Source organism: Microbacterium sp. 10L49 (assembly GCF_056395125.1).
Genome location: NZ_JBFTIW010000001.1, coordinates 313,349 through 326,607, shown reverse-complemented (window position 1 = coordinate 326,607; position 13,259 = coordinate 313,349). Strand labels below are relative to the sequence as shown.

General features: G+C 69.2%; 9 protein-coding genes. 3 read left to right on the top strand and 6 right to left on the bottom strand.

Annotated elements, in window-relative coordinates:
• The first annotated feature begins 8 nt into the window (after positions 1-8).
• Positions 9-1,523 carry a glycerol kinase GlpK gene (glpK, locus tag AC1DCT_RS01515; protein ID WP_477427120.1) on the top strand — a complete coding sequence of 505 codons (1,515 nt, stop codon included), beginning with the start codon at positions 9-11 and terminating at the stop codon, positions 1,521-1,523.
• A gap of 76 nt (positions 1,524-1,599) precedes the next feature.
• Here the strand turns inward: glpK and AC1DCT_RS01510 are convergent, their stop codons facing one another.
• From AC1DCT_RS01510 to AC1DCT_RS01500, 3 genes are all read right to left on the bottom strand, one after another.
• On the bottom strand, positions 1,600-3,702 hold the full coding sequence (locus tag AC1DCT_RS01510) for an endo-beta-N-acetylglucosaminidase (protein ID WP_477427118.1): 2,103 nt from the start codon (positions 3,700-3,702) through the stop codon (positions 1,600-1,602).
• A 227-nt stretch (positions 3,703-3,929) separates the two neighbouring features.
• Positions 3,930-5,480 (bottom strand): signal recognition particle protein, encoded by a 1,551-nt coding sequence (ffh, locus tag AC1DCT_RS01505; RefSeq protein WP_477427116.1) that lies wholly within the window; start codon positions 5,478-5,480, stop codon positions 3,930-3,932.
• A 43-nt stretch (positions 5,481-5,523) separates the two neighbouring features.
• Positions 5,524-6,138, bottom strand: coding sequence for a TetR/AcrR family transcriptional regulator (locus tag AC1DCT_RS01500; protein WP_477427114.1), 615 nt, complete (start codon positions 6,136-6,138; stop codon positions 5,524-5,526).
• Positions 6,139-6,196: 58 nt separating this feature from the next.
• Here AC1DCT_RS01500 and lipB point away from each other — a divergent pair, with 58 nt between their 5' ends.
• On the top strand, positions 6,197-6,838 hold the full coding sequence (lipB, locus tag AC1DCT_RS01495; protein ID WP_440731617.1) for a lipoyl(octanoyl) transferase LipB: 642 nt from the start codon (positions 6,197-6,199) through the stop codon (positions 6,836-6,838).
• Positions 6,835-7,824: a lipoyl synthase gene (gene lipA / locus AC1DCT_RS01490; protein ID WP_477427112.1), complete on the top strand. Its 990-nt coding sequence runs from the start codon at positions 6,835-6,837 to the stop codon at positions 7,822-7,824. The genes lipB and lipA overlap by 4 nt, the downstream gene beginning before the upstream one ends.
• 97 nt (positions 7,825-7,921) lie before the next feature.
• Here the strand turns inward: lipA and AC1DCT_RS01485 are convergent, their stop codons facing one another.
• From AC1DCT_RS01485 to smc, 3 genes are all read right to left on the bottom strand, one after another.
• Positions 7,922-8,422, bottom strand: a complete 501-nt coding sequence (locus tag AC1DCT_RS01485; RefSeq protein WP_440731615.1) for a DUF2004 domain-containing protein — start codon at positions 8,420-8,422, stop codon at positions 7,922-7,924.
• Positions 8,423-8,502: 80 nt separating this feature from the next.
• Positions 8,503-9,378: a signal recognition particle-docking protein FtsY gene (gene ftsY / locus AC1DCT_RS01480; RefSeq protein ID WP_440731614.1), complete on the bottom strand. Its 876-nt coding sequence runs from the start codon at positions 9,376-9,378 to the stop codon at positions 8,503-8,505.
• A gap of 77 nt (positions 9,379-9,455) precedes the next feature.
• On the bottom strand, positions 9,456-13,079 hold the full coding sequence (gene smc, locus AC1DCT_RS01475; RefSeq protein ID WP_477427740.1) for a chromosome segregation protein SMC: 3,624 nt from the start codon (positions 13,077-13,079) through the stop codon (positions 9,456-9,458).
• Positions 13,080-13,259: the final 180 nt, after the last annotated feature.

Below are 13,259 nucleotides of genomic sequence, written 5' to 3'. Positions count from 1 at the left end.
AACTGCACATGGCTGATTACGTCATCGCCATCGACCAGGGCACGACCTCGAGCCGCGCCATCATCTTCGACCGCAAGGGCAGCATCATCGCCACCGGTCAGAAGGAGCATGAGCAGATCCTGCCGCAGGCCGGCTGGGTCGAGCACGACGCGTCGGAGATCTGGGCCAACGTCCAGGAGGTCATCGGCCTCGCTCTGACGCGCGCGCACCTGACCCGCCACGACATCGCCGCGGTCGGCATCACCAACCAGCGCGAGACCGCCGTGGTCTGGGACAAGACCACCGGCAAGCCGGTGTACAACGCGATCGTGTGGCAGGACACCCGCACGCAGCCCATCGTCGACCGCCTCGCGGCCGACGGCGGCGTCGAGCGATTCAAGCAGATCGTCGGTCTGCCGCTGGCGACCTACTTCTCCGGCACCAAGATCGCCTGGATCCTGGAGAACGTCGAGGGCGCACGTGCGAAGGCCGAGGCCGGCGACCTGCTCTTCGGCACGACCGACTCCTGGGTGCTGTGGAACCTCACCGGCGGTGTGAACGGCGGCGTGCACGCGACCGACGTCACCAACGCGTCACGGACCATGTTCATGGACCTGGAGACGCTGCAGTGGCGCGACGACATCCTGGAGGCCTTCGGCGTGCCGAAGTCGATGATGCCGTCGATCCGCTCGTCCTCCGAGGTGTACGGCGCTGCCGAGGACTCGTCGCTGCTGCGCGAGACCCCGATCGCGGGCATCCTGGGCGACCAGCAGGCGGCGACGTTCGGACAAGCGGCGTTCAACACGGGCGAGAGCAAGAACACCTACGGCACGGGCTGCTTCCTGATCTTCAACACGGGCGAGGAGATCGTCCACTCGAAGAACGGGCTGCTCACGACCGTCGGCTACAAGCTCGGCGACGGCCCGACGCACTACGCGCTGGAGGGCTCGATCGCGGTCACCGGATCCCTCATCCAGTGGCTGCGCGACCAGCTCGGGATCATCGACTCCGCCCCCGAGGTGGAGGAGCTGGCCCGCCAGGTCGAGGACAACGGCGGCGTGTACATCGTGCCGGCGTTCTCGGGTCTGTTCGCGCCGTACTGGCGTCCGGATGCCCGTGGCGCGATCGTGGGTCTGACCCGCTACGCGAACAAGAACCACATCGCGCGCGCCGCGCTCGAGGCGGTGGCGTTCCAGACCCGCGACGTGCTCGACGCGGTCAACGCCGACGCCGGAGTGGACCTCACCGAGCTCAAGGTCGACGGCGGCATGGTCGCGAACGACGCGCTCATGCAGTTCCAGGCCGACGTGCTGGGCGTCCCGGTGGTCCGCCCCGTGGTCGCCGAGACGACCGCGCTGGGCGCCGCCTACGCGGCCGGCCTCGCGGTCGGGTTCTGGAGCGGCCTGGACGACCTCTCCGCCAACTGGCAGGAGGACCGTCGCTGGGAGCCGAGCATGGACGCCGCGGAGCGCGACCGACAGCTCCGGCTGTGGCGCAAGGCCGTCACCAAGTCGATGGACTGGGTCGACGACGACGTGAAGTGATCTGACGCACGAAGAAAGGCGGGCCCGGAGGAACGATCCTCCGGGCCCGCCTTTCTCATGTCTCCAACGGGATGGATCAGGGGGTCAACGCGGCCTTCACGGGAGCACTGCGGTGCAGGTCGCCGCCGAATGCGACGAGCTGGAACTGCCGCCCTCCGGCGAGATCCACCGCCTCGGCGAAGAACACGTCGCGGTGCACGCGGCCCAGCCAGGTGGTGCCGCCGTCCCCGATCTGCAGCACGTCGTAGCCGACGGCATCGGCCTGGAGATCCCAGGCGAAGCTCAGATGCCGTCGCCCGTCTCCGGCATCCCCCGCGTCGGCGACCTGGAAGCCGGTCGGCGTCAATGGCTTCAGCGGTTTGCCGGCCTCCCGCAGCGACACGCGTCCGAGACGGCCATCGCCACTGGTGCGCAGCGAGATCCGCGCGACGCGTCTCCCGTGCATCTCGATCCCGCCGGTCCAGCCGCCCCAGTCCGCGGACGCCGATTTCGCCAGCGACTGCCAGTCGATCTCGGACGGTGCATCCTGCCACGTGATCCCGATGTCGATGGTCTGCAACCCCTGCGCGCGGACGTCGACCGACATCGCCTTCGCGGCCGTCAGGTCGGTCTTGAACAGGTGGATCACGCCCCCGCCGCGCAGAGCGAGGCTGTGCCCGCTGCCGTAGCTGGCCGACTCGTCCAGCGTGACGACGAGGTCACCCTCGGTCCAGTACTGCCAGGTCAGCGCCCGATCCGCGCAGCCCATGTTGTCCCAGCCGCCGTCACGCACCTTCGTTCCGTCGAGGAAGAATGCGGATCCGGCGCCCACGTTGAAGTCGGTGGCGATCGGCAGGCTGCCGTACGGCGAACGCTCCGTGATCCAGTGCGCGATGCCATCCCACTGCCGGTAGTCGAGGGTGTCGGTGCGATACGGGGGCGTGCGGGGCTCGAGCCGTCCGGACGTCCCCGGGTTCCCTGTCGGGCCGGACCAGAACCGCTGCTCCAAGTCGCGGTACGTCGCGCGCCCCTCCGCGGTGGACGTGGTGCCGTCCCACGATCCGTTCAGCCAGATCTGGGAGTCCACGAAGAGCGCGACCGAGGTCGGCGCAGGACGACCCGGGCCCGCCACGCTGCCGAAGTCCTCTTCGGGCCGGAACCCGCCCTTCTGGTGTTCGACGCCGGCGAAGCCCACCATGCGAGGGTCGTAGCCCGCGGCGACGGCTGATGCGGCGCTCTTGCTGAGATCGCGGTCTGCGCCGCCGGTGGTCGCCTGCCACCAGTAGTTCATGAACAGGGAATCGTAGATGGGCGCGTCCGGCGTGCCCAGCCAGCGCAGGTTGTTCTCGCTCAGCCTGTTCTCATAACTGACCTCGCCGCTGTCGAAGTCCGCCGAGTCATAGCCCTGCAGATAGAAATCGGGATCCGCGCGCTTGAGGTAACGCAGGAAGTCCTGGAACTTCTTGATCTGCGCCGCGCTGACGCTGCCCTCCTGATTGAGGAACAGGCCGTCGAATCCGAAGTATTTCCGGATCTCGATCATCTTGTCCGCGACGGGGAAGGATCCGTCGCCGGACTGCACGAGGAATGCGTCGAAGTCGACGGGGCGCGGCCAGAACCAGCCACCGATGGAGCGCGCGCCGTTCTTATGCGCGGCCTCGGTCCAGCCGGGATTCGGGATGTCGATCACGCCGTACGGACGTCCGGGGGCACGCTGCCCATCGATCATCTCGATGGGTGCCGGCCCCTTGACCTGTCCGTGCCAGGTGCCCCAGATGTCGATGTACGACCAGTACCGCTGGGTGTACACCTGCGCCTCCAGGCCGATCGCCTGGTTGTGGCCCTCGTAGATGCTCCCCGCGTCGTCGATCGTGAGCGTGGACAGCTGCACGGCGGGGTCGAGATCCGGATGCGCCTGCGTGGCGGCGAAGGGCGCGATGCGCGTGGCCCGTGGGATCAGACAGCGCAGGTGCCGCGCCCACGGCGTCGTGCCGGGGTCGAAGGCGAGCAGATCATCAGCGGCCCAGCCGAACGTATAGGGCCCGGGCGGCGTTCCCCCGGATGCCGGCACAGGTGCGGCGGCATCGGTTCCCGCGGCCGGACGCGCCGCCGCGTGGGCGATCCCCGGCGCCCCGGCGAGCAGCGCTGCCAGCCCGACACCTCCGACGGTCAGGAATGTTCTGCGGTTCAGGTCAGCCATATGCACCCTCCAGGTTGCGCTCCGTTGCGTGGCGGATCCGCGTCCCGTCACTGGAGACGCGAAGCCGCGTCCAGGCTATAACGCTTTAGTGTTCGGATGCGAAGCTCGAATCCGGCGCGTCGGTGGTCGCGGCGCACAACGATGCGAGGTTCTGGGTATCCGCCGCCGTCGCCGGACACGCCGCGGGCGCCGGGCCGCATCGGCCACGGCGCCCGCGAGCGTCGACGTCAGTTCTTGCCGAAGAGCTTCTGGATCTCAGCCATGTCGGCCTCGCTCGGCGCCGGCCGGCCACCCAGACCGAATCCCGATCCGGTCCCGGCTTCGCCGGTGGCGATGCCCGCGTTCTCTGCCGCGCGCTTGGCCGGGTTGCCGGAGCGGGATCCGGATCCCTTGCCCTTCTTGCCGCGCTTCGAAGAGGCGCCGGGGCGCCCCATGCCGGGCACCGGGCCCATGCCGGGGATGTTCGGGGTGCCTCCGCGGGCGACGGTCTTCATCATCTTCGCGGCCTGCTCGAACCGCTGCACGAGCTGGTTCACGTCGGTCACGGTCATGCCCGAACCGCGCGCGATGCGCAGGCGCCGGGAGCCGTTGAGGACCTTGGGGTTGCGGCGCTCCCCCGGCGTCATGGAGCGGATGATCGCCTCGGTGCGGTCGATCTCGCGCTCGTCGAAGTCCTCGAGCTGCTGCTTCATCTGGCCCATGCCCGGGAGCATCCCGAGCATCTTCTTCATCGAGCCCATCTTCTTGAGCTGCTGCATCTGCTCGAGGAAGTCCTCGAGCGTGAAGGTCTCGGTCGCAAGCTTCTCAGCGACCTTGAGCGCTTCAGCTTCATCGAACGCACTCTGAGCCTGCTCGATGAGGGTGAGGATGTCGCCGAGGTCGAGAATCCGGCTCGCCATGCGGTCGGGATGGAACGGCTCGAGGTCGTCGAGACCCTCGCCCGTCGACGCGAACATGATCGGCCGGCCCGTGATCGAGGCGACCGAAAGCGCGGCACCACCGCGGGCATCGCCATCGAGCTTGGAGAGCACGACGCCGGTGAAGTCCACGCCGTCCTGGAACGCCTTGGCGGTGTTGACCGCATCCTGACCGATCATCGCGTCGATGACGAACAGCACCTCGTCGGGGTTCACCGCGGCGCGGATGTCGGCGGCCTGCTTCATGAGCTCGGCGTCGACGCCGAGGCGTCCGGCGGTGTCGATGATGACGATGTCGTGCTGCTGGCGGCGTGCGTGCTCGACGCCGTCGCGCGACACGCGCACGGGGTCGCCGACGCCGTTGCCGGGCTCCGGGGCGTAGATGGTGGCGCCCGCCTGCTCCGCGACGACGGTGAGCTGGGTCACCGCGTTCGGACGCTGCAGGTCGGCGGCGACGAGCAATGGCGTGTGCCCCTCGCCCTGCAGCTGCTTGGCGAGCTTTCCGGCGAACGTGGTCTTTCCGGATCCCTGGAGGCCGGCGAGCATGATCACAGTCGGCGGGTTCTTCGCGAACTCGAGACGGCGCTGCTGACCGCCGAGGATCGCGATGAGCTCCTCATTGACGATCTGCACCACCTGCTGCGCGGGGTTCAGCGCCTTGTTGACCTCGTCGCCCAGCGCCCGCTCGCGCACCTTGACCGTGAAGTCCTTCACGACGGGAAGCGCGACGTCGGCGTCGAGCAGAGCGCGACGGATCTCGCGGACGGTGCCGTCGACATCGGCGGCGGACAGCTTGCCCTTCGTGCGCAGGTTGCGGAAGGTCTCGGTCAGCCGATCGGAGAGCGTGCCAAATGTAGCCATGGTGCTCCGATTCTACGCGAGCGGATCCCCCGTCCGCGGCGCGTCAGCCCCAGTGCAGGTCGGCGATGCGCGGCAGCGCGTGCTGCAGCTGCGCGAGCGGCGATCCGTGGCCCGCGCCACCCTCTGCCCAGACGCGCAGAGACGACAGCACGACGACCGCGTAGGCGGCGCCGAGCACGTCGGCGCGGATCCGCTCGACGCCGGCACCACGCGCGGCTTCGGAGAGCGCGGCGGCGAGCCGGCCCTGACGCAGCGCGGATTCGCGCTGCAGCTCATCGCCGAGACCCATGGCCTGTGCGTTGCCGAACGCGAGCGCCAGCGGATCCGGCTCGAGACTCTGCAGGATCGCGGTCAGGATCGTCTCGATCCGGGCCGAGTCCGCTCCCGCATCCGGCTCCGCGAGCGCCGCGACGGCCCGATCCAGGCGCTCGTCGAAACCCGACCAGAGCACATCGCTCTTCGAGGAGAAGTAGTTGAAGAAGCTCGACCGGCTCACGCCTGCGCGCTGTGCGATGCCGGCGATCGAGGTCCCCTCGTACCCGGACTCCAGGAACAGCTCGCAGGCCGCCTCGGCGATCGTCTCGCGTGAGGAGACCCGGGGGCGGCCGACGCCGCGGGCAGGGGTGGTCACCACCACACCGTATCGCGATGCGCTCATCCGACCATTCACCCCTATTATTGAACCGCATACAACAACTCGATCAGAAGGATCGGCCATGCTCGACATCCAGACGGTGGGCCTCGCCCCCGCGTTCGTCCCCTACCTCGACGGCTGGGATCTACAGCGCCGGATCCATGCCGAGGTCGTCGCCGGCACCCGCCCCGACACGCTGCTGCTGCTCGAGCACGAGGCCGTCTACACGGCCGGCAAGCGCACCGAGCCCCAGGAGCGACCTCAGGACGGCACTCCCGTGGTCGATGTCGACCGCGGCGGCAAGATCACCTGGCACGGCCCCGGCCAGCTGGTGGGCTATCCGATCGTCCGCCTGCCGGAGCCCATGGACGTGGTCGCCCACGTCCGCCGCCTGGAGCGCCTGCTCATCGACGTGCTGCGCCCGCTCGGCGTGGACGGATACCAGGTCGATGGTCGCAGCGGCGTGTGGGTGCGCCGGCCGCTCAGTGAGGACAAGGTGGCGGCGATCGGCGTGCGCGTGCAGCAGGGCGTGACCATGCACGGCTTCGCCATCAACTGCGACAACACGCTCGCGGGCTTCCGCGGCATCATCCCGTGCGGCATCACCGATGCCGGCGTCACCACGGTCAGCGAGGTGGTGGGGCGGGAGATCGCGCCGGCGGACATCGCCGACGCGGTCGCCATGGCGTTCGCTGCGGAGTATGCGACGGAGGTGGCAGCATGAGCGCCACTCCCGAGGGCCGCAAGCTGTTGCGCCTGGAGATCCGCAACGCGGAGACCCCGATCGAGCGCAAGCCGGAGTGGATCAAGACCAAGGCGAGGATGGGGCCGGAGTACAAGGCCCTGCACTCGCTCGTGAAGGACGAGGGCCTGCACACCGTGTGCCAGGAGGCCGGCTGCCCCAACATCTTCGAGTGCTGGGAGGACAAGGAGGCCACCTTCCTCATCGGTGGCTCGCAATGCACGCGGCGCTGCGACTTCTGCCAGATCGACACCGGCAAGCCCGCCGATTACGACACCGACGAGCCGCGCCGCGTGGCCGAGAGCGTGCAGCAGATGGGTCTGCGCTACGCCACGGTCACGAGTGTCGCCCGCGATGATCTGCCCGACACGGGCGCGTGGCTCAACGCCGAGACGGTGCGCAAGATCCACGAACTCAACCCGAACACCGGTGTCGAGCTGCTCGCGAACGAGCACAACGCGGATCCGGCCTTCCTCGGGCAGATCTTCGACGCGCGTCCCGAGGTGTTCGCGCACAACGTCGAGACGGTGCCGCGCATCTTCAAGCGGATCCGCCCGGCGTTCAAGTACGAGCGCTCCCTCAACGTCATCACGCAGGGACATGAGGCCGGTCTCATCACGAAGTCGAACCTGATCCTCGGCATGGGCGAGGAGCCGGAGGAGGTCGTGCAGGCGCTGCAGGACCTGCATGACGCCGGCTGCGACATCATCACGATCACCCAGTACCTGCGCCCCACTCCCCGCCACCTTCCGGTGTCGCGGTGGGTGAAGCCCGACGAGTTCGTCGCCTTCAAGGAGGAGGCGGAGCGGATCGGCTTCCTCGGCGTGCTCGCCGGCCCGCTGGTGCGTTCGTCCTACCGCGCGGGACGGCTCTGGGCGCAGTCCATGGTGTCCAAGGGCCGCGAGATCCCGCCGCACCTGGCTCACATCGCCGCCAGCGCAGACCTCGGCTTCGCGCAGGCCGTCTGAGACGCGGATCGCCGGGCGGGGAGCAGGGGGGCCACTCCCGTCCGGCGGTCCGTACTTCCCCCCTTCGGAGGGCGACCGGCCCGGCCGGCGCTCGGGCTCAGTCGGCGCTCATGACCGACAGCACCGAGCCGTCGGATCCGAAGTTCACCAGCAGCACGTCGTCCGCGCCGTCCGCGTCGAGGGCGTATTCGAGCACAGCGAACGGCTCACTCCCGCCGTGCTCGTCGACCAGCAGCGTCATGCTCATCAATCGGAGCGAGCGGATGATGTCGACGGCGGCGTCGCCGCTCACATCGACGAGATAGTCGGTGAGCTCGTCGCCGTACTCCTCCTGCTGCTGCAGGATGTACTCGGTGACCTCGCTGGTGCGGTCGTCGACCTCGGCGAGCATGCCGCGGCGGGCCTTGTCGTCGATCGCCTCCAGGCCCGACACGAACGCGGCCGCGATGTCGAGGGACTCCGGGGACACATCCTCCTGATCGGGCGCGGTCAGGTCTACGGTGAGGGCATGGTCGCCGAACTCCACCGTCTCGGACCAGAAGATCGATCCGTCCGGTCCTGAGGACAGCAGTCCGAAGAAGTCGTGTTCGATCGCCATACCGCTATAAAACCAGCCTTGTGCGCGGGGCGGTAGTCCGTGGCGCGCGTGCCGCCGACAGGTTCTTCGCCATCGTGGAATCAGGACCCGACGAGCGCCTGCACGAACACGTGCGGGGTGAAGCCGGTGAGGTCGTCGATGCCCTCGCCCTGGCCGAGGAGCTTGACCGGGATGCCTGTGCGCTCCTGCACCGCCAGCACGAATCCACCCTTCGCGGAGCCGTCGAGTTTGGTGAGCACGAGCCCTGTGACACCGGCGTGCTCGAGGAAGGCCTCCGCCTGCATGACCCCGTTCTGGCCCGTCGTCGCATCCAGCACGAGCAGCACCTCGCTGATCGGCGCCTGCTTCTCCACGACACGGCGGATCTTGGACAGCTCGTCCATCAGCCCGCCCTTCGTGTGCAGCCGCCCCGCGGTGTCGATGATGACGATCTCCGTGCCCTCGCGCTTGGCGTAGTCCACGGTCTGGAACGCGACGGAAGCCGGATCCTGCCCGTGCTGCTGCGGTCGCACGATCGCGGCGCCTGCGCGCTGCGCCCAGGTGGCCAGCTGCTCGACGGCCGCCGCTCGGAAGGTGTCGGCGGCGCCCACGACGACCGAGCGCTGGTAGCCCCGCAGGAACTTCGTGAACTTGCCGATCGTGGTGGTCTTGCCCACGCCGTTCACGCCGACGACGAGCACGACCGCCGGCCGCTCCGTGAGCTTGAGCGTGGTGTCGAACTTCGCGAAATGCTCCTCGAGCGTCTCCCGCAGCATGCGCTGCAGATCCTTCGGATCCGTGGTGCGGTACTTCTCGACCTTGGCGCGCAACTCGTCGACCAGTCGCTCGGTGATGTCCGGGCCGAAGTCGGCGGTCAGCAGCGCGGTCTCAAGATCGTCCCAGGTCTCCTCGTCGATCGTGGGCTTGACGAACATGCCGCGCAATGCGCGACCGAGGGACCAGGACTTCTCCGCCATGGCTCCAGCCTACGGGGAGCGACCCGGCGAACGCGGCGTGTTCGCCGAGGGCGCGGCCCGCTGTTCAGCGTCTCGGCTCAGACGGCAGCGGCCGCGCGATCCCCGACGCGCTGTCCGACCACCGCCGACACACCGTCCTGGCGCATCGAGACGCCGTACAGCGCGTCGGCGATCTCCATGGTGCGCTTCTGGTGCGTGATCACGAGCAGCTGCGAGCTGGCGCGGAGCTGCTCGAACACCGTCAGCAGCCGACCGAGGTTGGCGTCATCGAGCGCCGCCTCGACCTCGTCCAGGATGTAGAACGGGCTGGGGCGGGCCTTGAAGATCGCCACGAGCAGAGCGACGGCGGCGAGCGACCGTTCCCCGCCGGAGAGCAGCGAGAGCCGCTCGATCTTCTTGCCGACCGGGCGGACCGCGACCTCGATGCCGGTGTTCAGCAGATCGTCGGGATTCGTGAGCGAGATGCTCCCCGCGCCGCCCGGGAACAGCAAAGGGAAGACCTCGCCGAACGCCTGCCGCGTGTCCTCGAACGCAGAGGCGAAGATCGTCTGCATCCGCTCGTCGAGCTCGGTGATGATCGTGAGCAGATCCTGCCGGGTCTTGGTGAGGTCGGCGAGCTGTTCGGTGAGGAAGGCGTGCCGCTGCTCGAGCGCCGCGAACTCCTCGAGGGCGAGCGGATTCACCCGGCCGAGCTGGGCGAGCTTGCGTTCCGCTTCCTGCAGCCGGCGCTGCTGGATACGACGGTCGAACGGGATGCCGCTCGCGGTCGGCGCGCTCACGTCGCGGACGGATTCGTCGCCGATCTCATCTCCTTCGGCGCCTTGCGCTGCCTCTTCGGCCACGGCGGCCGCGAGCAGACTCTTGGCATCGCCCGCCGCACCTGAATCGCGCGGAACCAACTGATCAGGACCATATTCCGCAATCAGAATATCTTCGTCGAGAGCGAGTTCGGACTGCACGCGCTCGAGCAGGCTGGACAGGTGCAGCTTCTTCTCGTGGATCTGCAGCTCGAGGCCGTGCACGCTCTCGGTGAGGCCCGCCAGGCGCTCCCGGATCGAGGAATCCTGCCGGCGCAGCTCGCCCAGCTCCTCGTTCTGGGCGGAACGGGCGGACTCCGCGGCCGCGAGCGCCAGACGCGCCTCCGCGACCGAGCGATCCACGGAGTCCATGATGCGCGGCAGCTCGGCGGCGACCCCGGAGGCCGTCTCGCGCTGGGCACGACGCACCACGGCGCGTCGTGCGGCCTCCGCCGCTGCCTCGCGCTCCCGCTCGCGCTGCCGTTCCAGCGACGCGACCCGCGCCTCGGCGGCGCGCACGCGTTCACGCATCGTCTCGACACCGAGGCGCGCCTCGATCTCCGCTTCCCGCGCGGCCTCGAGCGCTTCCAGCAGGCCGTCTCGTGCCGAAGCGTCGAGGACGGGGCGCGGTGCAGCCTCGGCCGCCGCGAGCGCGTTCTTCGCCGCATCCGCGTTCGACTCCGCGTCGGCGACAGCCGACTGCGCCTGAGCGAGCCCCGACTCGAGGCGCTCGCACTCGGCGATGGCCGACTCGTGTTGCACGGCCACCCTGTTGACCTGCTCGGTGTGCGCGGCCAGCGCCGCATCGTGCTCGCGCAGCGTGCGCAACGCGTCGCGGGACGTACGTCGCGCGGTCTCCAGCGTCTCGGTCGCATCCTCGCGAGCTTCGCGCAACGAGTCGACGACAACCCGTACCTCGTCGAGGCGCTCCACGGCCGCATCGCGCTCCGCGACGAGCTCCAGCCGGGAGCGCTCCCCTCCGGATCCGGTGTGCAGGGTGTGCGCCGTGAGCACTTCGCCGGCGCGGGTGACGATCGTGAGCGGCACGCCGGCGGCGGCCGTGGCGGCCGCATGCGCGGCACGGGCGGACGCCAGATCCTCCACGACGACGACGTGCGAGAGGACGCCGATGATGCCGGCCGGAGCGGTCACGACCTGCACCGCGGGCGTCGCCCCCGCGATCCCCGCGTCGACGACGGATACGGCTGCTCCTTCGGCGATGACGAAGTCGTAGACGCCGGCCGTCGCGTCGTCCCCGGCGAGGGCGAAGGCCGCCGCCACGTCGTCCACGAGCACGCCCTCGGCGAGCGGACCGAGCACTGCGGCGATCGCGGCCTCGAACCCCGGTTTGACCTGCACCGCGTCGCCGACGACCCCTCGCACGCCGGCGAATCCCGCGGCGACGATCTCCGCGGCGCCGCCCGTGACCGCGATGGCGCTGCTCAGCGCGGCGGCCTTCGCCGTCAGCGCCTCGGACTCGCGTTCGGCGGCGTGCAGCCGCTCGCGCAGTTCGCCGAGCGCGGTCTCGGCCGCGACAGCCCGGGCCTGCGCTCGCTCATAGGTCTCGGCGTGCTCCGAGGCCGTGCCCTCGGGCGCCTCACCTTCCTCGATCCGCTCACGTGCCTCTGCGGCTTCGCGACGGCGTTCGTGCGCGGCCTCCAGCGCGTTCTCCTGCCGGAGCACCGCGCCGCGGACGGCGGCCAAAGCGGACGCGGCGGCCTCCGCCTGCCCGCGCAGGGTGGTCAGACGCATGTCGTGCGCAGAGACCAGCGCGCTCTGCTCTGCGATGTCGACATCGAGCGCGTCCAGCTCCGCCCGCGCATTCGCGACCTCGCGGGTCGCCTCGTGCACGGCGTCCTGCGCGCGGCCGATGTTCGACGAGATCTCCTCGGCCTCGTGCTTCGCCTCGTCGATCGTGGCCTGGGTGACGGTGACGGCCGTGACTGCGGCATCATCGTCGTCGGATCCGAGCAGCGCGAGTCTCTGATTCGCGAGGGTGAACAGACCGCGCATGCGCTCCTGCACCTGCTCCAGACCGAACGAGATCCGCCGCGCCTCGTCGACCGCCACGGAGTTCTGCACGGCCTCGAGCCGGGTGATCTCGGCCCGGACGCGGTCACCCTGCTCGCTCAGCACCACGCGCTCGGCATGGCGCTCGTGTTCGTTGCGGGTATGGTCGGCGAGCGCCGTGCGCAGCGTCACCACATCGTCGGCGAAGATCCGTGCCTTGGCGTCGCGCACGACCGCCGCGATGGTCTGCGCCTCGCGAGCGATCTCGGCCTGACGACCGAGCGGCTTCAGCTGGCGACGGATCTCCCCCGCCAGGTCGCTGAGCCGGGTCAGGTTGGTCTCCATCGCGTCGAGCTTGCGGAGGGTCTTCTCCTTGCGGCGCCGGTGCTTGAGGATGCCCGCGGCCTCCTCGATGAAGCCGCGCCGATCCTCGGGCGAGGCCTGCAGCACCGTGTCCAGGCGCCCCTGACCGACGATGACGTGCATCTCCCGGCCGAGCCCCGAGTCGCTGAGCAGCTCCTGCACGTCGAGCAGGCGGCAGTTCTCGCCGTTGATCGCATAGTCGCTCGATCCATTGCGGAACAGGGCGCGACTGATCGTCACCTCGGCGTACTCGATCGGCAGAGCCCCATCGCTGTTGTCGATCGTGAGCTGCACCTCCGCGCGTCCGAGCGGACCACGCGTAGACGTGCCGGCGAAGATGACGTCCTCCATCTTGCCGCCGCGGAGAGTCTTCGCCCCCTGCTCCCCCATGACCCACGCAAGCGCGTCGACGACGTTCGACTTGCCGGATCCGTTCGGCCCGACGATGCAGGTGACGCCCGGCTCGAAGGCGAACGTGGTCGGCTGCGCGAAGGACTTGAACCCCTTGAGGGTCAGGCTCTTCAGGTGCATGGGCACGCTCGGGGATCGGCGGAGTTCACGGCGTCTACGCTATCGCGGTGCTCCCTGCGGCCGCGCGGGAAACGCCCGAGGTCCAGGGATTTCTGAGTGTCGGCTTGACGTCTTCTGTGAAGCTCCGCTAGCGTGACAACCCGAGCCGAGAAAGGAGGTTGCCGACATGATTACTCGCAC

What these genes read in the sequence shown, in the direction of transcription:
- glpK (WP_477427120.1), top strand. Translation starts at nt 9, where the DNA reads ATGGCTGATTACGTCATCGCCATCGACCAGGGCACGACCTCGAGCCGC.
- AC1DCT_RS01510 (WP_477427118.1), bottom strand. Translation starts at nt 3,702, where the DNA reads ATGGCTGACCTGAACCGCAGAACATTCCTGACCGTCGGAGGTGTCGGG.
- ffh (WP_477427116.1), bottom strand. Translation starts at nt 5,480, where the DNA reads ATGGCTACATTTGGCACGCTCTCCGATCGGCTGACCGAGACCTTCCGC.
- AC1DCT_RS01500 (WP_477427114.1), bottom strand. Translation starts at nt 6,138, where the DNA reads ATGAGCGCATCGCGATACGGTGTGGTGGTGACCACCCCTGCCCGCGGC.
- lipB (WP_440731617.1), top strand. Translation starts at nt 6,197, where the DNA reads ATGCTCGACATCCAGACGGTGGGCCTCGCCCCCGCGTTCGTCCCCTAC.
- lipA (WP_477427112.1), top strand. Translation starts at nt 6,835, where the DNA reads ATGAGCGCCACTCCCGAGGGCCGCAAGCTGTTGCGCCTGGAGATCCGC.
- AC1DCT_RS01485 (WP_440731615.1), bottom strand. Translation starts at nt 8,422, where the DNA reads ATGGCGATCGAACACGACTTCTTCGGACTGCTGTCCTCAGGACCGGAC.
- ftsY (WP_440731614.1), bottom strand. Translation starts at nt 9,378, where the DNA reads ATGGCGGAGAAGTCCTGGTCCCTCGGTCGCGCATTGCGCGGCATGTTC.
- smc (WP_477427740.1), bottom strand. Translation starts at nt 13,079, where the DNA reads ATGCACCTGAAGAGCCTGACCCTCAAGGGGTTCAAGTCCTTCGCGCAG.